The 20,001-nt window shown below is 51.0% G+C and carries 18 protein-coding genes and 6 tRNA genes; 19 read left to right on the forward strand and 5 right to left on the reverse strand.

All coding sequences use genetic code 11. The features are described from left to right. Positions 1–111: 111 nt before the first annotated feature. From DWX68_RS13345 to DWX68_RS13425, 17 genes are all read left to right on the forward strand, one after another. Positions 112–184, forward strand: a tRNA-Val gene (locus DWX68_RS13345). 18 nt (positions 185–202) lie between these two features. Further along, positions 203–275 (forward strand) — tRNA-Thr (locus tag DWX68_RS13350). A gap of 9 nt (positions 276–284) precedes the next feature. Next, positions 285–366: transfer RNA gene (locus tag DWX68_RS13355), tRNA-Tyr, on the forward strand. Positions 367–432: 66 nt separating this feature from the next. Beyond that, positions 433–506, forward strand: a tRNA-Met gene (locus DWX68_RS13360). A gap of 196 nt (positions 507–702) precedes the next feature. Then, positions 703–775 (forward strand) — tRNA-Phe (locus tag DWX68_RS13365). Between the two features lie 3 nt (positions 776–778). Continuing rightward, positions 779–851 (forward strand) — tRNA-Lys (locus DWX68_RS13370). A gap of 319 nt (positions 852–1,170) precedes the next feature. Then, a complete protein-coding gene (locus tag DWX68_RS13375; protein WP_118629869.1) occupies positions 1,171–2,292 on the forward strand; it encodes an MBL fold metallo-hydrolase in 1,122 nt (373 codons plus the stop codon). Between the two features lie 92 nt (positions 2,293–2,384). Beyond that, on the forward strand, positions 2,385–3,977 hold the full coding sequence (locus DWX68_RS13380) for an aminotransferase class I/II-fold pyridoxal phosphate-dependent enzyme (protein WP_243027815.1): 1,593 nt from the start codon (positions 2,385–2,387) through the stop codon (positions 3,975–3,977). A 98-nt stretch (positions 3,978–4,075) separates the two neighbouring features. Then, the gene (locus DWX68_RS13385) at positions 4,076–4,693 is read left to right on the forward strand and encodes a guanylate kinase (RefSeq protein WP_117796591.1); all 618 of its coding nucleotides are present in this window, start codon (positions 4,076–4,078) and stop codon (positions 4,691–4,693) included. A gap of 260 nt (positions 4,694–4,953) precedes the next feature. After that, positions 4,954–5,943, forward strand: a complete 990-nt coding sequence (gene holB / locus DWX68_RS13390) for a DNA polymerase III subunit delta' (protein WP_117796592.1) — start codon at positions 4,954–4,956, stop codon at positions 5,941–5,943. Positions 5,944–5,947: 4 nt separating this feature from the next. Then, positions 5,948–6,859 (forward strand): stage 0 sporulation family protein, encoded by a 912-nt coding sequence (locus tag DWX68_RS13395; protein WP_022360400.1) that lies wholly within the window; start codon positions 5,948–5,950, stop codon positions 6,857–6,859. After that, positions 6,849–7,580 carry a tRNA1(Val) (adenine(37)-N6)-methyltransferase gene (locus DWX68_RS13400; RefSeq protein WP_107001771.1) on the forward strand — a complete coding sequence of 244 codons (732 nt, stop codon included), beginning with the start codon at positions 6,849–6,851 and terminating at the stop codon, positions 7,578–7,580. The genes DWX68_RS13395 and DWX68_RS13400 overlap by 11 nt, the downstream gene beginning before the upstream one ends. Before the next feature lie 15 nt (positions 7,581–7,595). Next, positions 7,596–8,447 carry a 16S rRNA (cytidine(1402)-2'-O)-methyltransferase gene (gene rsmI, locus DWX68_RS13405; protein WP_107001770.1) on the forward strand — a complete coding sequence of 284 codons (852 nt, stop codon included), beginning with the start codon at positions 7,596–7,598 and terminating at the stop codon, positions 8,445–8,447. Between the two features lie 364 nt (positions 8,448–8,811). Beyond that, entirely contained in the window at positions 8,812–9,687 is an 876-nt protein-coding gene (gene pdxS / locus DWX68_RS13410) for a pyridoxal 5'-phosphate synthase lyase subunit PdxS (protein WP_107001769.1), read from the forward strand. A 1-nt stretch (position 9,688) separates the two neighbouring features. After that, positions 9,689–10,267, forward strand: coding sequence for a pyridoxal 5'-phosphate synthase glutaminase subunit PdxT (gene pdxT / locus DWX68_RS13415; protein ID WP_118629871.1), 579 nt, complete (start codon positions 9,689–9,691; stop codon positions 10,265–10,267). Positions 10,268–10,823: 556 nt separating this feature from the next. Beyond that, positions 10,824–11,969: a PLP-dependent aspartate aminotransferase family protein gene (locus DWX68_RS13420; RefSeq protein WP_022360405.1), complete on the forward strand. Its 1,146-nt coding sequence runs from the start codon at positions 10,824–10,826 to the stop codon at positions 11,967–11,969. A gap of 260 nt (positions 11,970–12,229) precedes the next feature. After that, positions 12,230–13,402, forward strand: a complete 1,173-nt coding sequence (locus tag DWX68_RS13425) for a MalY/PatB family protein (RefSeq protein ID WP_117796593.1) — start codon at positions 12,230–12,232, stop codon at positions 13,400–13,402. 116 nt (positions 13,403–13,518) lie between these two features. On the opposite strand, the gene glgB is transcribed toward DWX68_RS13425, so the two are convergent. The 5 genes from glgB to DWX68_RS14555 form a co-directional block, all read right to left on the reverse strand. Next, the gene (gene glgB, locus DWX68_RS13430; protein ID WP_022360407.1) at positions 13,519–15,465 is read right to left on the reverse strand and encodes a 1,4-alpha-glucan branching protein GlgB; all 1,947 of its coding nucleotides are present in this window, start codon (positions 15,463–15,465) and stop codon (positions 13,519–13,521) included. A 4-nt stretch (positions 15,466–15,469) separates the two neighbouring features. Then, the gene (locus DWX68_RS13435; RefSeq protein WP_243027825.1) at positions 15,470–17,017 is read right to left on the reverse strand and encodes an alpha-amylase family glycosyl hydrolase; all 1,548 of its coding nucleotides are present in this window, start codon (positions 17,015–17,017) and stop codon (positions 15,470–15,472) included. Between the two features lie 23 nt (positions 17,018–17,040). After that, positions 17,041–17,283, reverse strand: a complete 243-nt coding sequence (locus tag DWX68_RS13440; protein WP_118629873.1) for a YaaL family protein — start codon at positions 17,281–17,283, stop codon at positions 17,041–17,043. Between the two features lie 81 nt (positions 17,284–17,364). Beyond that, positions 17,365–17,778 (reverse strand): metalloregulator ArsR/SmtB family transcription factor, encoded by a 414-nt coding sequence (locus tag DWX68_RS13445; RefSeq protein ID WP_243027838.1) that lies wholly within the window; start codon positions 17,776–17,778, stop codon positions 17,365–17,367. A 269-nt stretch (positions 17,779–18,047) separates the two neighbouring features. Further along, the gene (locus DWX68_RS14555) at positions 18,048–18,281 is read right to left on the reverse strand and encodes a hypothetical protein (RefSeq protein ID WP_147354955.1); all 234 of its coding nucleotides are present in this window, start codon (positions 18,279–18,281) and stop codon (positions 18,048–18,050) included. 27 nt (positions 18,282–18,308) lie between these two features. Here DWX68_RS14555 and DWX68_RS13455 point away from each other — a divergent pair, with 27 nt between their 5' ends. Further along, positions 18,309–18,884: a prepilin peptidase gene (locus DWX68_RS13455; protein ID WP_182432198.1), complete on the forward strand. Its 576-nt coding sequence runs from the start codon at positions 18,309–18,311 to the stop codon at positions 18,882–18,884. A 35-nt stretch (positions 18,885–18,919) separates the two neighbouring features. Next, complete coding sequence (locus tag DWX68_RS13460; protein ID WP_118629879.1) at positions 18,920–19,924, forward strand: hypothetical protein; 1,005 nt, start codon at positions 18,920–18,922, stop codon at positions 19,922–19,924. The last annotated feature ends 77 nt before the right edge of the window (positions 19,925–20,001 follow it).

A 20,001-nucleotide genomic window follows, 5' to 3' on the forward strand; every position in this document is an offset into this window, starting at 1 on the left:
GCGCCGCCCTGTCACGGCGGAGGTCGTGGGTTCGAACCCCATCCGGGTCGTTTAGATACGACTATTTCAATTCTTTGAAAAATGAATATGGACTGGTGCAGTATCGTAGATGGGGTCTTAGCTCAGCTGGGAGAGCATCTGCCTTACAAGCAGAGGGTCACAGGTTCGAGCCCTGTAGGCCCCATTGTTACCAATGTTTTATGCCGATGTGGCTCAATTGGCAGAGCAGCTGATTTGTAATCAGCAGGTTATCGGTTCGAGTCCGATCATCGGCTTTTTAAAATGGATGGGTTCCCGAGTGGCCAAAGGGGGCAGACTGTAAATCTGTTGCGTCTCGCTTCGGTGGTTCGAATCCACCTCCATCCATTATTATTTTTACAATAATGGTTGTATTTTTCCAGAAATTGTATATAATAATAGAGTAAGAATTAGCGCGGGGTGGAGCAGTCTGGAAGCTCGTCGGGCTCATAACCCGAAGGTCGCAGGTTCAAATCCTGCCCCCGCAATTTTTTTATGCAATGAGAAGTGCGGTCTTCAAAATATAGGAGTCAAAAATATGCTTGCATATTCTTTGACGGATAGATTTTGAAGAACATACGGCGAATGCCGTAAGCGAAAAAACGAAGTTTTTGAACTGAGCACTTCGGACTAAAAAAAGCGACAAGCAAACTTTTAATCCGCATAAAACCAAATAACCATTACGCCCAGATAGCTCAGTTGGTAGAGCAGAGGACTGAAAATCCTCGTGTCACTGGTTCGATTCCGGTTCTGGGCATATGGGGTATTAGCTCAGTCGGTAGAGCACTTGACTTTTAATCAAGTTGTCCGGGGTTCGAATCCCCGATGCCTCATGAAGATGAGAAGCCGTCACACTGGAGACAGTGTGGCGGTTTTTTGTGTAATAGCGAATTCCAAGGAATTTCCTATTACACAAAAAGGCACTAACGTGCCAATGATGCGCACTCACGCGAAGAAGAAATAGGAAATTTCGTTTAACATTCATGTTAAGTAAAAAAGCCATTCAGACAGGAGTCTTTCTTGAATATATAATTTCTTGTTTTCGGATATGGCAGCTGTTATAATTGATTGAAAACAGAAGCAAATAGAAAACCAAAATGGAAGTAAGAATAGAAATAGGCAAATGCAGAAATTTTAAAATGGAGAAGAAAAATGGAGCCAAACAAGATGAAACAGAAACGCCGGAAATATTTATATGCAGCGGTGGCGCTTGGCATGACGTTCCTTTTGAACTTGAGCGGATGCAGCCGCCGGTTCACGAACTATCCGGAGACAGCCGGAACGGTAGCAATCGTGGACAGTACAGAGCGGGAGGCTGTCCGAGATGAAAATGGAGAAAATCCAGATCAGCCGATTGATTTAGATAACCTGGGGGAACAGCAGTCGGCGGCAGAAATGGAAGCGTTAGCTGCGGCGGAGGCGGCGGAGCCGGGCGTGGAGGAGCCGTATCTGGACGGGGGAGAGCTTCGGCTTTTAGCGTGTGCGGATATCTGGCAGAACCTCTCCTGCGTTATGAAGACGAAGGAAGGCGCGGTGATCGTGGTAGACGGCGGTCGTGATGTCGATGCACCGCATTTGATTGAGGTTATTCAGGAGTTGGGCGGTCATGTGGATGCATGGCTTTTAACTCATCCGCACAGCGATCATGTGGGGGCGATCACGGAGATTTTAAACATGGATCCGATGCCGATCTCGATCGGTAAGGTGTATTATTCATTTCTGAATAAAGAATTTTTAGGTCAGGAGCAGGTTTCAAGACGGGATTCAGATTTGGAGTGTTATGATCGGATCACGGAAGCGATTGCGAAACTGCCGGAAGCAGAAAAATGCGGGACGCTTACGAAAGGGCAGAAGATTTCAGTGGCGGGCGCGGAGATCACAGTGATGAACGAGCCATTTGCCTGCACGGAAAATAGTTTTAATAACAGCTCGGTCGCGTACCGCGTGGATATGGGCGGAAAACGGATCCTGTTTTTGGGCGATATGGGCTGGCAGGCAGGGGAAGATTTTCTTACCAATCATACGCAGGAGGAACTGAAATCGGATGTGCTACAGATGGCGCACCATGGGCAGAGAGGTGTGGAAGAGGAGCTCTACCAGGAGATTTCACCGGAGGTCTGCTTATGGCCGACGCCGGACTGGCTCTGGGATAATGTGCAGGATGGTGTCGCGGGCGCTGGTTCGTATAAGACGCCGATTGTCCGTGGATGGATGGTAACATTAGGTGTGAAGAAAAATCTTTGTGTCAAGGATGGCGATCAGATACTGCGGTAGTTTTTTATAAAAGATTAAAATAAAATTTTAAAAAGTTGTTTTCAGGGAAATGAAATGCTTTTGGGATGCGGTGCAGCGGATAGAAATAAGACATGAACGAAAAAAGAGAGAAACAGAAGGAAGAAGAAAAAGTGAATAAAGACAGGAAAATGCAGTCGGAAACAATCATCCTACGTCCGGAAGTGCCGCTTTTAGAACGTTTATCCACCTATGCGGCGTCGGATGCCTACCCGTTCCACATGCCGGGCCACAAACGCCAGGTGAAAATGGGGATAACTTCCGTTCCGAATCCATTTTCGGTGGATATCACGGAGATTGATGGATTTGACAACCTGCATCATGCGGAAGATATTTTGAAAGAGTCGATGAATTCGGCGGCTGCGGTGTACGGAGCAGACCGGAGCTGGTATCTGGTGAATGGCAGTACGTGCGGGATTCTGGCGGCGATCGCGGCTGCGGTGAAGCCGGGGGAAAAAATCCTCATGGCTCGAAATTCCCACAAATCGGCGTATCACGCGGTGGTTTTAAACCAGCTGGAACCGGTATATTTATATCCGGAGGAGGTGCCGGAGTTTCAGATTCCGGGAGGGATCGAGCCAGAGCAGGTGGAACGAGCACTTTTGGAGCATCCGGAGATCCGGGCTGTGTTTGTGACTTCCCCGACCTATGAGGGGATCGTGTCGGATATCCAGGGGATTGCAGCGACGGCGCACCGGCATGGAGCGGCGCTGATTGTGGATGAGGCGCACGGCGCGCATCTGCCGTTTGGGGATGGAAACTATTTCCCGGATGGGGCGTTACAGGAGGGGGCGGACCTGGTGATCCAGAGTCTTCACAAGACGCTTCCATCTCTGACACAGACGGCGATTCTGCATCTGAAAAGCCAGATTCTGGATGCGAAGAAGGTGGAACAGTATTTATCGGTTTACCAGAGTTCCAGCCCGTCGTATATTCTGATTGCGTCGATGGAGAACTGCGTCCGGTATATGGCAGAAAAAGGAGCCGGGGAGATGGCGCGGTATGGCGCGCGATTGCGGGAACTCCGGGAAAAATTGGCGAAGCTAAAACATTTCCGGCTTCTGAAAGAGGAAATCTGTGGTGCGGCAGGTGTGTATGGATATGATCCGTCAAAACTGGTGCTATTTCCAGATTTTATGACGGGAACCAGACTGGCAGAGGTTTTGCGGACAGAGTACCATCTGGAGGCGGAGATGTCGAGCGGGCGGTATGTGCTTCTGATGACTTCGTTTATGGATACGGAGGAAGGATTTTCGCGTCTGGAGCGGGCACTTTTGGAGCTGGATGCGCGGGTGGAAAAGCTGGAGGCGGAAAGTGTTGGGCTGAAAGATGCAAAACAAGGCAGGCAGAAACCGTTTTCGGGAGCACAATCGAATCAGAAACCGAACCAAGAAAATGATTCAGAAAACTATCCACAGCAGATGTGTCTCCCCTGGCAGGCATGGCATGGGGATGGCATGCTGGTGCCGCTTGAGGAGGCGGAAGGAAGGGCGGCGCGGACCTGCGTTACTATTTATCCGCCGGGGGTGCCGATGCTGATGCCGGGAGAGCGGATTGGAACAAGGGAGATCGCGCGGATCCGTGAGGATTGGAAGCTGGGACTTACGGTGGAAGGAATTTGTGAAAAATCAGACAAATTGAATTTGTGGATAGAGGTTGTTATTTAGCAGGTTCGCACATTTGCCATAAGAAACAGAGAAAAATCGGATTTATATATACGATGGAATGCGTGTGAAAATACTGGCTGGAAAGGCATAATAGGAAGATGGGACATATATTTTACGTGATGGGAAAGAGCGCGTCCGGGAAGGACACGATCTATAAGATATTGAGAGAGCGGCTGCCGCAGATCCGGACGGTGGTGCCGTATACGACCAGACCGATCCGGGCAGGCGAGCGGGACGGTGTGGAGTATTATTTTGTGACCGGAAAAAGGCTTGCGGATTTGGAGAAACAGGGAAAGATCATTGAAAAGAGAACCTACCAGACTGTTTATGGACCGTGGAGTTATGCAACGGTGGACGATGGGCAGATCGATCTGGGATCGCATGATTATTTCATGATCGGGACGCTGGAATCGTATGAGGGGACGCGGAATTATTTCGGTGCGGATGTGCTGGTGCCGCTTTATATTGAGGTGGAGGACGGTGAACGCCTTCAGCGTGCGCTTGACCGGGAACGGCAGCAGACAGAGCCAAAGTATGCGGAGCTGTGCCGCCGTTTCCTGGCGGATGAGGCAGATTTCAGTGCCGAAAATATGGAAAAATGTGGGATCCGGGCGGAAAACCGGTTTGAAAACCGCGAGCTGGAAGCGTGTGTGGATACGTTGGTAAGGGAAATTCGGGCTCAGGGATTGGCACTTTTGGAACCGAAAGTGCCGTAAGAAAACGTGGTGGCAGCAGGAATTTGCCGTATTTAAATGCGAAGCCACGGCAAATTCCGTTACTGGGCACGTATGCGTGAACAGTAACAAATTCGGAATTTCATCGCACTAGGCAGAGGGTAAATCTTGTGTTATACTAAGATGATAGAGTTTTACAAATAATAAAAGAAGGGCATGATAGAAGGGATCCCAACCGATCCATACGATTGAAACGATTTTAGAATTAAAATCCATAGTCCAGCCCTGAAAGGAGCATCAAGATGGCAGGTTTTCACGATATTATTGGACATGAGAAGATAAAAGAGCACCTTCAGAAGGCGATCGGGTATCAGAGAGTTTCACATGCTTACATATTGTCGGGCGAGGAAGGAATGGGACGCAAGACGATCGCGAAGGCATTTGCCATGACGCTTTTGTGCGAGAAACATGGGACGGAGCCGTGCATGGAATGCCATTCCTGTAAGCAGTTTTTGTCGGGCAACCATCCGGATGTGATCTGGGTGACACATGAGAAACCGGCGAGCATTGGTGTCGATGATGTCCGGATTCAGATCAATGATACGGTTTCGATCCGCCCGTACAGCAGTCCATATAAGATATATCTGGTCGATGAGGCGGAGAAAATGACGGTGCAGGCGCAGAACGCTCTTTTAAAGACGATTGAGGAGCCGCCGGCCTATGCGGTGCTGGTGCTTATCACGACGAACCCGGAGGTATTTCTGCCGACGATCCTGTCCCGCTGTATCCAGTTGAAACTTCGTCCGCTCAAGGATTCGGTGGTAAGCGATTACCTGACGGAGAAAATGGGCGTTTCGGATGGTCAGGCAGATATTTATGCGGCGTTTGCGAGAGGAAATTTAGGAAAAGCGATTCATCTCGCCTCTTCGGAGGAGTTTGCACTTTTGTACCGAGAGGTGCTGACGCTGCTTAAAAATATCAAGGACATGGATATTCCGATGCTTCTGGATTATATCCGCAAGCTGCAGGAGGACAATCTGGATCTGTATGAGTGCCTGGATTTCATGCAGCTCTGGTACAGGGATATTCTGATGTTTAAGGTCACAAAGGACATGAATTCGCTGATCTTTAAGGAGGAGTATTCAGCGGTCAGCAGTTGCTGCCAGAAGAGTTCCTATGAGGGGCTGGAAGAGATATTGAGTGCGATTGAAAAGGCAAAAGTCCGGCTGAATGCTAACGTCAACACCGATTTGGCGCTGGAGCTGATGCTTTTGACGATGAAGGAGAATTAAATTTATGATAAAGGTAATCGGAGTCCGGTTCCGCAAGGCCGGAAAGGTATATTACTTCGATCCGGCGCAGATGGAAATCAAGATGGGCGACCATGTGATCGTGGAGACCGCCCGCGGAATCGAGTTCGGAGAGGTGGTTCTTGGCGTCCGCGAGGTGGATGAGAAGAAGGTGATCCAGCCGCTGAAATCGGTCATTCGTATGGCGACGAAGAATGACGAGGAGCTGGAACGGAAGAATAAAGAAAAAGAGCATGAGGCATTCCAGATCTGTCAGGAAAAGATCCGCAAGCATGAATTGCAGATGAAGCTGATCGATGCAGAATACACCTTTGATAACAATAAGCTGCTGTTTTATTTTACGGCGGATGGAAGAATCGATTTCCGTGAGCTTGTCAAGGATCTGGCGGCGGTCTTTAAGACGCGGATCGAGCTGCGCCAGATTGGCGTCCGGGATGAGACGAAGATTTTGGGTGGCGTCGGTATCTGTGGTCGTCCGCTCTGTTGTCATTCATATTTATCGGAGTTTATTCCGGTTTCAATCAAGATGGCAAAAGAGCAGAACCTGTCCTTAAATCCGACGAAGATTTCGGGTGTGTGCGGTCGTCTGATGTGCTGCCTGAAATACGAGGAAGAGACGTATGAGGATCTGAACAGCCATCTGCCGAGTGTCGGCGATTACGTCACAACGGATGACGGGCTGAAAGGCGAGGTTCACAGTGTCAGCGTCCTGCGCCAGCAGGTAAAGGTGGTTGTGACGGTAGGACGGGATGAGAAGGAGATCCGTGATTACCGTGTGGATCAGCTCAAGTTTAAGCCGAAGCGCCGCCGTGACAGGGGAAATGTCAACGATGCGGAGCTGAAAGCGCTGGAGGCACTGGAGAAAAAGGAAGGAAAGTCGAAGCTGGATGATAATTAAAGAGGGCGAGCGGATCGATGAACTGCAGCGGAACGGATACCGGATCATCCAGAAGACGAACGGGTTCTGTTTTGGCATGGACGCGGTGCTTTTGTCCGGGTTTGCATCGGTGAAGCCGGGCGAGAAAGCGCTTGATCTGGGAACGGGAACTGGTATTATCCCGATTCTTCTGGAGGCAAAGACGGAAGGAAGCCATTTTACAGGTCTGGAAATCCAGGCGGAGATGGCGGAGATGGCGTCCCGGAGTGTGGCGCTCAACAGGCTGGAAGAGAAGGTTTCGATCGTGCAGGGCGATATCAAGGAGGTTCCGACGCTGTTTGAGAAGGCATCCTTTGATGTGGTAACGACGAACCCGCCGTACATGAACGACAGCCACGGGCTGAAAAATCCCGATCTTCCCAAGGCGATTGCCCGCCATGAGGTTCTCTGCAATCTGGAGGATGTCGTGCGCGCGGCAGCTTCGGCACTTCGTCCCGGCGGACGACTCTATATGGTGCACCGTCCGAGACGGCTCATTGAGATTCTGATGGCGATGAAAAGTCAGAAATTGGAGCCGAAGCGGATGAAATTTGTCCATCCGTTTGCAGATAAAGAGGCAAATATGGTTCTCATCGAGGCGGTGCGCGGCGGCGGCGCGCTGATGACAGTGGAAAAGCCGATCATTGTGTACAAAGAGCCGGGCGTGTATACGGATGAGATTTATGATATTTACGGGTATTAATGGAATAGGAGAACGATGGAAGGAACATTATATTTGTGTGCCACGCCGATCGGCAACCTGGATGACATCACATTCCGGGTGCTGGAGACGTTAAAGCAGGTGGATCTGATTGCGGCGGAGGACACGCGGCACAGTATTAAGCTTCTGAATCATTTTGATATTCATACACCGATGACGAGCTACCATGAGTACAATAAGGTCGAGAAGGCGCGTGTGCTGGTGGAAAAGCTGAAATCGGGCATGAATATTGCCTGCATCACGGACGCCGGGACGCCGGGTATTTCGGATCCGGGCGAGGAACTGGTGCGCCAGTGCTGCGAGGCGGGAATTAAAGTAACCGCGCTTCCGGGAGCGGTGGCGTGTGTTACGGCGCTGATTATTTCGGGACTTCCGACGAGACGGTTCTGTTTTGAGGCATTTCTTCCGACGGACAAGAAGGAGCACCAGCGGGTGCTTGCAGAGCTTCAGAATGAGACGCGCACGATTGTGCTTTACGAGGCGCCGCACCACCTTCTGCGGACGCTCACGGAGCTTTACGAGGCGCTGGGGGATAGAAAGGCGTCTATCTGCCGGGAGCTGACGAAGAAATACGAGACGGCATTCCGGACGACGCTTTCGCAGGCGGTGGCGTATTATACGGAAAATGAGCCGAAGGGCGAGTGCGTGATCGTCATCGAGGGCAAATCCGTCCAGGAGATCGAGGCAGAGGATCAGGCGCGCTGGCAGCAGATGTCCCTGGAAGAGCATATGGAACATTATGAATCACAGGGAAACAGCCGCAAGGAAGCGATGAAGCTGGTGGCGAAGGACCGCGGGGTTTCGAAGCGGGATGTGTACCAGGCGCTGCTGGAGGCGGAAGAGGCGTAGACACAAACAGAAAGCTGAAAAATGGATAAGTGGAGTGGCGTTGGTGGAATGCCGGGGCGCTCCGGTTTGTGCAGATAAAAGAAAAATAGAATAAGATTTGAGAAAAGAACAAACTGTACTGATTAAAATATTTAAAAGTGTATATTTTAATCAGTACAGTTTTTGCTATAATTCCTACTAAGTTGATGCGGAAATGAATGTAAAAATACAGAATGTCAGTGAATTGTTTTTCGCAAGGCAGAATAGAAAGGCAGAAGAGGCGCTTGCCTGTGAATGATTCAGTGGATTCGGGTATTGATTGCAAGGATCGTAAGGACGCTTGGCTTACAAAGAAAAATCATATTCAACCACGGGAGGAATAAAAATGGCAGAGAATCGTTATGAACTGAATAAACAGCTGGCACAGATGTTAAAGGGCGGCGTTATCATGGATGTCACAACCCCGGAGCAGGCGAAGATCGCGGAGGCGGCAGGCGCGTGTGCGGTTATGGCGCTGGAGCGGATTCCGGCGGATATCCGGGCAGCGGGCGGTGTGTCCCGTATGAGTGACCCGAAGATGATTCGCGGCATTCAGGAGGCAGTTTCGATTCCGGTTATGGCGAAGTGCCGGATCGGTCATTTTGTGGAGGCGCAGATTCTGGAAGCGATCGAGATTGATTATATCGATGAGAGCGAGGTATTATCTCCGGCGGATGATGTGTACCATATTGACAAGACACAGTTCAAGGTTCCGTTTGTCTGCGGTGCGAGAGACCTGGGAGAGGCGCTGCGCCGGATCGAGGAAGGTGCTTCGATGATCCGTACCAAGGGCGAGCCGGGAACGGGCGATGTCGTACAGGCAGTCCGCCATATGCGTGCGATGAATTCGGAGATCCGCCGGGTTCAGAACCTGCGTGAGGATGAGCTTTACGAGGCAGCAAAACAGTTAAAAGTTCCGGTTCATCTGCTCCGCTATGTACATGACAATGGACGTCTCCCGGTTGTCAATTTCGCGGCAGGCGGTGTGGCTACCCCGGCGGATGCGGCTCTGATGATGCAGCTGGGCGCAGAGGGAGTCTTTGTTGGATCTGGTATCTTCAAGTCAGGCAATCCGGAGAAACGTGCGTCGGCGATCGTGCAGGCAGTAACGAATTACAAGGATGCAAAATTACTTGCTGCGATTTCTGAGGATCTGGGCGAGGCGATGGTTGGTATCAATGAGAATGAGATTGCGATTTTGATGGCAGAGCGGGGACAGTAAGATGGAGAAAAAACAGATAGGCGTGCTGGCGGTGCAGGGCGCGTTTGCCGAACACATTGCCATGGTACAGAAACTGGGCGCAGAGGCGTTTGAGATCCGGCAGCTTCCGGATCTGGAGCGGCCGATGGACGGACTGATTCTGCCGGGCGGCGAGAGCACCGCGATGCGTAAGCTCCTGGATGAGCTGGGGCTTTATGAGCCGCTTCGGGCAAAGATTGCGGCAGGGCTTCCGGTGTATGGAACGTGCGCGGGGCTTCTGCTTCTGGCCAAGGAGATCGAGGGCGGAACGCCGTGCTTTGCGACGATGGATGTGTCGGCGGTGCGGAATGCCTACGGGCGTCAGCTCGGAAGTTTTTACACGGAGGCTGAATTTGCCGGTCTGGGGACGATTCCGATGACTTTTATCCGCGCGCCGTACATCGCTTCGCTTCAGGAAAATGTTAAGGTGCTGGCGACAGTGGACGGAAAGATAGTCGCAGCCAGACAGGGAAACCAGTTTGCGACGGCATTTCATCCGGAATTGAATGAGGATGTGACGGTGCACCGGTATTTTCTAGAGGAAGTCTGCAAAGGAAATTAAGAGTGTAATTTGGTAGAAATTAGCGTGTGGTTGATGAAAAGTGAAACCTACTGGTAAGGGGAGCGAGAACTGCAGCCATTTAAAGCGGTCAGAATGGATGATATATTTCTGAAATGTGGGAAGATGTCATTGATTCTGACCGTTTTTTTATCTCAGTCGAGAAGACTCCCACCTCTTCAGGTGGTGAGTAATAGCAAATTTGTCTCAGTGGGAGTCCATTCTCCGACTGAGATAAACGCTCCGCGAGGATGCGCAGTGATTCTGTAAAGAATATGTCAGCTTCGCTGACCAGAATCACGCGCCAAGTCTCACGGACGTTCGACTTGAATTGTTTGGAAGGTGCGTTCTGTGAAAAAACAAAAAATGTACCTTGATAGGTTTTTGCGCTGAGGAAGGAAAACGCCCGGGAAAATGGCAGACTGCATGGAATTCCTATTGACAAAGTAGGAATTCCGCATTACAATCACTGATAAACCAATTAAAATAATATGAAATAAGAAAAATATATAAAAAACAAATTTGCTGATATAGCAAATAGACACAGGAGGATGACATCGTGGCTTATCAGATAGAGACAACTTGTATTTGCGGAGATCCGGAAACTTCTAAAAACCATTCTTTTGGCGCTGTTTCAGTACCGATTTACCAGACGGCGACTTTTGCCCACCCGGGTATTGGGGAATCGACCGGTCATAATTATACGCGTGAGAGCAACCCGACCAGAGATGAGCTGGAAAAGACTGTTTCGGCGCTGGAAGGAGCGGTTGATACCGTTGCCTGCACATCCGGTATGGCTGCGATCTCGCTGATGATGGAGCTGTTTGACAGCGGCAGCCATTTTGTATGTACCGAGGATCTGTATGGCGGTTCCGTCCGTATTTTTGAGGCACTGGAAAAGAAGCGCGGTTTTTCATTTTCCTATATAAATACAGCCGATGTGGAGGCGGTTGAGAAGGCGATCACGGATCAGACGAAGGCACTCTACATCGAGACACCGAGCAACCCGACGATGCAGGTGACCGATCTGGCGGAAATGAGCCGTCTGGCGACGAAGCACGGACTGCTTCTGATCGTGGACAATACCTTCCTGTCCCCGTATCTGCAGAATCCGATCGCGCAGGGCGCGGATCTGGTTGTCCACAGCGGCACGAAGTTTTTAGGCGGTCACAATGATACGCTGGCTGGATTTTTATGTACGCCGATCAAGGCGCTGGCAGAGCAGATCCGGTATCTGTTCAAGACGATCGGAAGCGGACTTTCTCCGTTTGATTCTTTCTTAGTCCTGCGCGGCATCAAGACTCTGTCAGTGCGTGTGGAACGGCAGCAGGAGAATGCGATGAAGATCGCGAGCTGGCTGAAAGAGCAGAAAAAAGTAACGGATGTCTACTATGTAGGACTTCCGGAGCATCCGGGTTATGAGATCAACCAAAAACAGAGCCGCGGCGCGGGCAGCATGATTTCGTTCCGCACTGATACAGAGGAGACGGCGAGAAAGGTGCTGGAGCGCGTGAAGCTTATTTCCTATGCGGAGAGTCTGGGCGGCGTGGAGTCCCTGATTACCTATCCGATGCTGCAGACACACGGCGATGTGCCGGTTGAGATCCGGGAACGTCTTGGAATTACGGAGACATTTTTACGTCTGTCTGTCGGTATTGAAAATGTGGATGATCTGATTGCGGATCTGGAACAGGCGTTAGCGTAAAAAGAGGATAACTGTTCAGTAGGTCTGCGCATTTACTGCGCTGACCGTACGAAAACATGGGCCAGCAGGCAAAAATCCCATTGCCGTAGGCAATTTTTAATGGATTTTTGCGCGTGACTGTGAAGGGACTGAACAGTTACAAAAGAGGATAGATATGTCTGGTATCGGTTTTGCATGGGCAGTGGGATATGGGCATGGATGACAGGATGCCAGAGTGAAAACCGTTCATTGACAGGAACGATGGATTGGGAGGAAAATGCATGAAATACGATTTTGACAAAGTGGTGGACCGGCATGGTACCAACTGTTTAAAATATGATTTTGCCATCGAGCGAGGAAAACCAGCGGATATTTTACCGCTTTGGGTGGCTGATATGGATTTTCAGACGGCTCCGGCGATTTTAGAGCGGCTGGAAGAGACAGTAAAACATGGTATTTTCGGCTACAGTGATGGAAAAGAGGGCTATTTTGCGGCAGTCCAGAACTGGTACCGGGAGCGCTTTGGCTGGGAGACGAAGCCGGAGTGGCTGGTGAAAACTCCGGGCGTTGTATTCGCGCTGGCGGCGGCTGTCCGGGCGTATACGAAGGAAGGCGACGGCGTGCTTCTGCAGCAGCCGGTTTACTATCCATTTTCGGAAGTAATTACGGACAATGGACGTAAGATTGTCAACAGCCCGCTGAAAATCACGGATGGCTATTACACGATGGATTTTGACGACCTGGAAACGAAGATCGTCGAAAATAAGGTAAAATTGTTCCTGCTTTGCAGTCCGCACAACCCGGTCGGACGTGTCTGGAGCGAGGAAGAACTGCGCCGGGTTGGCGAGATTTGCCTGCGTCACGGTGTGCTCGTGGTCAGTGATGAGATCCACAGTGATTTTACCCGCGAGGGACATCCACACACAGTATTTGCGAAGCTGGGTGCAGAGTTTGAGCAGAACTGCCTGATCTGCACGGCACCGTCCAAGACGTTCAATCTGGCGGGACTGCAGATTTCCAATATCTTTGTGCCGAACCCAGAGCTTCGGAAGAAACTCTTAAAGGAGATCACGGCGGCAGGCTACAGCCAGGTCGGTCTGATGGGACTGGTAGCATGCCAGGCGGCGTATGAAGAGGGAGCGGAGTGGCTTGCACAGCTAAAAGCGTATCTGGAGGAGAACCGGAAGTTTGTGAAGGCGTATCTGGAAGAGCATCTGCCGGAAATCCGTCTGATCGAGCCGGAGGGAACCTACCTTCTGTGGCTGGATTTTAAGGCGCTTCATTTGAATGAAAAAGAGCTGGAACATCTGATCGTGGACAAGGCACATCTGTGGCTGGACAGCGGCGCGATGTTCGGACCGGACGGCGAGGGCTTCGAGCGGATCAATATCGCATGCCCGCGGGCGACGGTGGAGAAAGCGCTGAAGCAGCTGGAAGCGGCGATCCGCGGATAAAATTGATTGGGTCACGAATCAGAACCCGTATAAATAAAACCTGCCGCAGGCAGACTGTATCCCCCATATAAACAGTCTGTCTGCGGCAGGTTTTTTGACTTCATAGGAACATTATTTTATGAGAACCGGAACACCGCAGTTCCATACGCCGGAAGCGGGTACGCAAAGGAGTATGGCTGTCCGTCACATTCGCTCTTGATGGAGCGGTAATGGCTGATCTTATCGCCGCGCTTGTAGTAGCCGTGTTCCTGGTCAAGCAGCAGCGTGTAGGTGCCGCGTTTCGGAACACCGACGCGGTAATCGTCGCGGTCTACCGGGGTGAAGTTGCAGATGAAGAGAAGATTCTTTTTCTGTGTTTCATCGCGGCGGATAAAGCTGAAAATACTGCGGTCTCCGTCGTTGGCGTTGATCCATTGGAAGCCGTCATACTCCTCGTCCAGGCGGTAGAGCGCCGGATATTTGTGGTAGAGCGTCAAAAGCCCTTTCACATAATTTTGGAGGTCGGCATGGAACGGCTCTTTCGTAAGGTACCAGTCGAGGGAGACTTTTTCATCCCATTCATGGAACTGACCGAAATCCTGTCCCATGAAGAGAAGTTTCTTGCCCGGATGTCCGAGCATGAAAGTGTAGCCGACTTTCAGGTTGGCAAATTTATCCTCGTATTCGCCCGGCATTTTGTTGATCATCGAGCATTTGAGGTGGACGACCTCGTCGTGCGAGAGCACCAGAATGAAGTTTTCGCTGGTGCAGTAGGTGATGCCGAAGGTCATTTTGTTGTGGTTAAATTTACGGAAATACGGGTCGAGCTTCATGTATTCGAGGAAGTCATGCATCCAGCCCATATTCCATTTGAAGGTAAATCCAAGACCGTCCTCCTCCGGGCTCTTGGTAACGTTCGGCCAGGCGGTGGATTCCTCGGCAATGATGATGGCGCCGTCTTTCCGGCCGCGGATCACGCTGTTTAAATGTTTGAAAAACTCGATGGCTTCGAGGTTTTTGTTGTCGCCATATTTATTTGGTACCCACTGTCCGTCCTGGCGCCCATAGTCTAAGTAAAGCATGGAAGCGACGGCGTCCACGCGCAGACCGTCGATGTGGTATTCATCGAGCCAGTAGAGCGCGTTGGCGATCAGAAAATTGGATACCTCGTTTTTGGCATAATCAAAGACCTTGGTACCCCAGTCCGGGTGCTCGCCTTTGCGCGGGTCGGCATACTCATAGAGCGCCTGTCCGTCGAAATCGGCAAGTCCATGTGCATCCTTCGGAAAATGCGCCGGAACCCAGTCTAGGATGACACCGATGCCTTTTTTATGTAAGTAATTGACGAAATACATAAATTCCGCCGGGGTTCCGTAGCGGGAGGTCGGGGCAAAATAGCCGGTTACCTGATAGCCCCAGGAGCCGTCATACGGATGTTCGGCGATTCCCATGAGCTCTACGTGGGTGTAGCCCATTTCCAGGACATAGTCAGCCAGCTCATGCGCGGCTTCCATGTAAGTGTAGTAACCGTCCTTTTCCGGGCGGTTTTTCTTTTTCCAGGATCCTAAGTGAACCTCGTAGATAGAGATTGGCGCCTTGACCGGATCGGTGCCCGCGCGCGATTCCATCCATTTGGAATCGTTCCATTTGAAGCCGCGGATATCGGCGGTCACGGAAGCGGTTCCCGGACGGTATTCTGCCGAAAATGCATATGGATCTGCCTTAAATAAAATCGTTCCCGTGTGCGTGGTGATGGCGAATTTGTAGAGCTGTCCCACGCCAAGTCCCGGTACGAAGAGCTCGTAAATGCCGCTGTCTGCGACCGGCTTCATCGGGGTTGCATCCGGATTCCAGGCGTTGAAGTCGCCGACCAGGCTGACGGCGGCTGCGTGCGGCGCCCAGACCGCGAAATAGTAGCCGTCCTGTCCGCGATATGTATAAGGGTGTGCGCCCAGCTTGTGGTAGAGCTGGTAGTGGCGGCCTTCTCCGAAGAGATACCGGTCAAGCTCGCCGATCACGCCGAGTCCCTCTGTCTTTGGTTTTTTCGATGTGGTTCGTTTAGTAGTGGAAGCTGCTTTTTTCATAAGGTTACCCCTCCGTGATTCCGAGAATAACAGCGCTGTTACCCTCTAATTCTATCTGAATTTTGTTTGTATTCTTATCGATCAAAAACGATTTTCCGGTAATCAGATCCGTAGCTTGTTCCGCTGTCGTGTGGAATGGAAGCGGAACTTGTAAATAAGCGGCGTTGTCATCGTTGTTGGCAGCGGTAAGGATCGCCTGGTGGTCACCGTGTCTGGCAAATGCGTACTGCCGGTTTGTCAGCAGAAGCTCCTGATAACGCCCACCGTGAAGCGCCGGTTCGGCGGCGTGGATGGCGGCGAGTTTCTGGATCAGAAGTGTAAGCGGTGTCACGGTGCCTGCGCTGGTATCTGTGTTTGAGCCTGTGGTGCTTGAAGTGGTCTGGCAGCAGGTGTTTGCGCCTGCGTGTATGTTTGGGCCTGTGGCGCTCGAAAAGCTCTGGCAGTTGCCATCTGTGCGGATGCCGGTGTTTTGTCCGTCGCTGGTCTGCATTTCTTCTGCAAGCGGTCTCGGCGGCAGGATTCTCGGACGGAGTTCCGTATCAGAGTTGTGTCCGCGGCGTCCCTGAATGCCCCATTCACTTCCATAATAGATGGACGGAATGCCCGGAAGAGTGAACAGCAGCGTGTAAAGCGGCGCAAGATGTGCCGGATTTAACAGTTTGCTTGCGATCCGGTCTTCGTCGTGGTTGTCCACAAAGGTGTAGAGATCCCGCCCCACTGCTTCGAGGCGGCGGACATTGTGTGCCAGTTCGAAATAATTGTGGTCGTTGTGCGCGGAATAGATACTTTTGTGCATCTCGTAGTTGGTGACGGAATGAAGCATCTGCGGATTGACCCAGCGGGCGTATTCGCCGTGGATGACTTCGCCCATCAGCCAGAATTCCGGCTTGATTTCATTTGCCAGCCGGCGCAGTTCCTGCATAAATTCAAAGGAAAGATCGCCCGCGCAGTCGAGGCGGATACCGTCGATGTCAAATTCCTGCACCCAGAAACGGACAGTGTCAAGCAGATAGTTCCGCACTTCCGGGTTTTTGTGGTTTAAGCAGGGAAGCTCCCAGATGCCGTGCCAGGATTCATAGCCGAAGGAATCGCCCAGCGGGCTGCCCCAGCCGAAATTGACGTTCCTGTACCATCCGGCGTAAGGGGACTGGTCACGGTGCGCCTGCAGGTCGCGGAAGGCGAAAAATTCGCGACCGGTGTGGTTGAATACGCCGTCCACGACGACGCGGATGCCATGCTCATGGCAGCAGTCCACGAAAGATCGGAACGAGACGTTGGTTCCCAGCCGCCGGTCGATGAGCCGGAAATCGCGGGTATCATAGCCGTGCGTGGATGATTCAAACAGCGGTCCAATATAGATTGCGGAAATATGCAGACTCTCTAAATAGGGAATCCACAGCATCAGTTCGTCCATGCGGGAATCGGCGGAAACGTCCCTGTTTGTGCCATCCGCTGCCCCATCGGAGACGGGATAGGGATTGGCAAACGGCGATCCGGTCATTCCCAGAGGATACATATGGTAAAAGGTGGCTTTGTCGTACCAGGCTGTCATGAGAAAGGTCCTCCTTGTGTCGGTTAAATGGTATTTTCCTGTTGTTTAATATGTCGTAAAAGGAACTGATACCGGAGGTGTGCGGCTTTCAGTTCGTAGATATAGCAGTCAATCAGAGTCGGATCGACGACCTCTTCAAAATGGTTGAAAACGGTGTTGATCGTGCTCATGGTCTGTCGCAGTTCTGTCAGCAGCTCCGGGTCAGGGTGGGTGGAAAAAATGTCCGTGCTGGTGATCTCGGAGCAGTGGGTGCGGTTGTGCTTCATGGTTTGATGCTCTCTTTCTGAATCCTATAAATTGGTACAACGATCAGTATATTCAGAAAATGGAAAGATATGCATCCTGGTTCAGGCGTCCATAGAAAGCACGGATTCCAGCAGATGTCCGAGCTGCATCAGTTTCCGGGTGCTGTCTTCGATTGAGAGATAATAGTAATTGCAGGTTCCCTCCCGGTGGACATCGATCAGTCCGGCTGTCTTTAAGATCTTCAAATGGTGGGAAACTGCCGGGCGCGACAGGCTGGTCCGTTCGGTGATCTCCCGGACGTTTAAGCCATGCGGACGGGACTGGGCGGGCAGGCTGATTGGATGGTCATTGTTCTTATCAGGCTGATTTTTGTTCACATCGTTGTTTTTTGTGCGCCCCGTGAGGGCTTCGTCCGTCAGCGCTTCGATGATCGTCAGCCGTATTTCATCGCCCAGCGCGATAAAAAGAGGCATACAGGTATGAAAATGCTGTTTAAGTTCTGTTCCTTTTTTCATCGCGGCTCCTCCTTCTATAATGGTTTAAAAATTTAAACTAATAGTATTTTACCATTTTTTGTTTCGTCAGTCAATGGAAAGGAAATTGCTGGAATGGGTATTTATAGATAAAAAATAAAGAGATATTTTGGCAATTATTTTCAAATGACGAAATTGTCTGGCTAAAATAATGGGTTCAGATGCACAAAGTTTTTGAGATGTTTTTGGCGCATATTTCGGGTGTTTTGGGATTGACTTTTGACCAAAAACTGTTCATAATGGAGGAACATTCATGGATGGGTTCTTCCATCTGTCACGGGAATCCGGATTTCCCGTTGATCTATTATTAAGATTCTAAAAGTTAAGTTCAGAGAAATGTTCGATAATTTTTCAGGAATGTTTGAAGTGCATACAGGAAATGAATGGAAAAAGGTGGCGGTAAAAGCTGGCGCAGGACTGGCAGCTATCGTTTGCGGCAGGAGTTTTGAAAAGAGGACATACTGTGCAGAAATTGTTTGTTTCATGTATGCGAAAGAGAAGGAGGGGATGGATTGACCTTTTTGCTGCTGTTGTTTACTGGCGGCTGTGCGTTTTGGGATTTGAAAAAACGCCGTATTCCCAATGGGATGCTTCTGCTTGGCGGTCTGTTGTTTCTTTTGATTCGGTTTGGTCTGGGGATGAAGATGGGATATACGGCCGGATGGGACGGGCGGCTGCCGGGATATAGGGCGGCGCTTATGATGGGGATTGGCGGGACTTGTGGATATTTGATTCGTGTCGGGAGTTTACTGATTGTCCTGTTCCCTCTGTATTTGTTTCGTATGATAGGTGCGGGGGACATCAAAATGGTAGCCGTCCTGTTTGGTGCCGCCGGGCTGCGGCAGGGCGGGCGGATTTTCCTGTGCGGGCTGGCAGCTGCCGGAATATGGTCGCTCGTATTACTTATCCGGCGTGGGATTGCCAGGCAGCGGCTTACATATCTTGTGTTTTATTTGTACCGGTCCGCGCTTGGGGGAAGCGTCGAGCCGTACTATCTGGAAGCGCGGGATGGAAAAGAGGCATCTTTTTGTCTGGCACCGTGCCTGTTTTTGGGAGTGATTGGGGCGGAGCTGATTCGGTATCTGTAAGGAAAATGGCTTGTGATTAGGGAGGTGGCGGTGCGATGAAGCATATTCTGGCGGTGTATGATGTGGATCCGGTCTATGCGGCGCGGTTTGCAGAGGTAGTTAACCAGAAGGAAAAAATACCGTTTGAGGTGGTGGCGTTCAGCTCGATCGAGCGGCTGCGGGCATTTGCGGCAGAACATCCGGTAAAGCTTCTGTTGTTGGGCGAGCATGTTCCGGCGGAAGAAAAGGAGTTTATCCGGGCGGAAAAGGTTATTCTTTTATCGGATAATGGGGGAAAGCCGGTCAGTCCGTCAGTTCCCTGTGTCTACAAATACCAGTCCAGCGATGCGATTGTGCGCGACGTGATGACCTGGTATGGGGAAAGCCCGGGGGATCTGCCGGAGGTGTCCGGACGGGGGCTGGCGAAGGTTTTGGGAGTGTATTCGCCGGTTGGACGGTGTTTAAAGACCTCGTTTGCCCTGACAATAGGAAAACTTCTGGCACAGGAGGAGCGGGTGCTGTATCTGAACCTGGAGGAATTTTCCGGTCTGTCGGTTTTGATGAAAGAAGAATATAAGAGTGATTTGTCGGATCTGTTGTATTTTTACAACGGTGGAAGCTATAATTCGCTTCGTTTGAGCAGCGTTGTCCACACGATGGGGGAGCTGGACTATATTCCGCCGGTGCGCTATCCGGAGGATCTGGATCAGGCGGGAGAGGAGGCGATCGCAGGGCTTATACGGGCAATTGCCGGGGAGAGTGCGTATGATACGCTGGTAGTGGATATAGGAAGCGGGCGCAGGACGGCGCTTTCGGTAATGAAGCTGTGCCGGGTAATCTATATGCCGATCCGGGAAGATCCGGTGTCTTTGGCAAAGCTTAAGGAGCTGGAGCAGTATTTTTCACAGACAGGAAATGGCATGCTAAGGGAACGTATTAAACGCCTGAAGCTTCCGTATCACGGCAGTTTTGGACGGGGCGATTATATTGACCAGCTCTTATGGGGAGAACTGGGTGATTATGTACGGCAGCTGCTGCGGGGAAGCAGTGTGGGCGGATAATGTTCATTGTGGGTTAAATTAGAAGGGGCAAAGTCTTTTGACAGGGATAAATTGAGCGGGATTTTGCCAGTCATTCT

It is taken from the genome of Clostridium sp. AF20-7, assembly GCF_003479275.1.
GTDB classification, from domain to species: domain Bacteria; phylum Bacillota; class Clostridia; order Lachnospirales; family Lachnospiraceae; genus Otoolea; species Otoolea fessa.

Excerpts from the sequence above, each read along its gene's own strand:
- DWX68_RS13375 (WP_118629869.1), top strand. The coding sequence starts at position 1,171 with ATGGAGCCAAACAAGATGAAACAGAAACGCCGGAAATATTTATATGCA.
- DWX68_RS13380 (WP_243027815.1), top strand. The coding sequence starts at position 2,385 with ATGAACGAAAAAAGAGAGAAACAGAAGGAAGAAGAAAAAGTGAATAAA.
- DWX68_RS13385 (WP_117796591.1), top strand. The coding sequence starts at position 4,076 with ATGGGACATATATTTTACGTGATGGGAAAGAGCGCGTCCGGGAAGGAC.
- holB (WP_117796592.1), top strand. The coding sequence starts at position 4,954 with ATGGCAGGTTTTCACGATATTATTGGACATGAGAAGATAAAAGAGCAC.
- DWX68_RS13395 (WP_022360400.1), top strand. The coding sequence starts at position 5,948 with ATGATAAAGGTAATCGGAGTCCGGTTCCGCAAGGCCGGAAAGGTATAT.
- DWX68_RS13400 (WP_107001771.1), top strand. The coding sequence starts at position 6,849 with ATGATAATTAAAGAGGGCGAGCGGATCGATGAACTGCAGCGGAACGGA.
- rsmI (WP_107001770.1), top strand. The coding sequence starts at position 7,596 with ATGGAAGGAACATTATATTTGTGTGCCACGCCGATCGGCAACCTGGAT.
- pdxS (WP_107001769.1), top strand. The coding sequence starts at position 8,812 with ATGGCAGAGAATCGTTATGAACTGAATAAACAGCTGGCACAGATGTTA.
- pdxT (WP_118629871.1), top strand. The coding sequence starts at position 9,689 with ATGGAGAAAAAACAGATAGGCGTGCTGGCGGTGCAGGGCGCGTTTGCC.
- DWX68_RS13425 (WP_117796593.1), top strand. The coding sequence starts at position 12,230 with ATGAAATACGATTTTGACAAAGTGGTGGACCGGCATGGTACCAACTGT.
- glgB (WP_022360407.1), bottom strand. The coding sequence starts at position 15,465 with ATGAAAAAAGCAGCTTCCACTACTAAACGAACCACATCGAAAAAACCA.
- DWX68_RS13435 (WP_243027825.1), bottom strand. The coding sequence starts at position 17,017 with ATGACAGCCTGGTACGACAAAGCCACCTTTTACCATATGTATCCTCTG.
- DWX68_RS13440 (WP_118629873.1), bottom strand. The coding sequence starts at position 17,283 with ATGAAGCACAACCGCACCCACTGCTCCGAGATCACCAGCACGGACATT.
- DWX68_RS13445 (WP_243027838.1), bottom strand. The coding sequence starts at position 17,778 with ATGAAAAAAGGAACAGAACTTAAACAGCATTTTCATACCTGTATGCCT.
- DWX68_RS14555 (WP_147354955.1), bottom strand. The coding sequence starts at position 18,281 with ATGAAACAAACAATTTCTGCACAGTATGTCCTCTTTTCAAAACTCCTG.
- DWX68_RS13460 (WP_118629879.1), top strand. The coding sequence starts at position 18,920 with ATGAAGCATATTCTGGCGGTGTATGATGTGGATCCGGTCTATGCGGCG.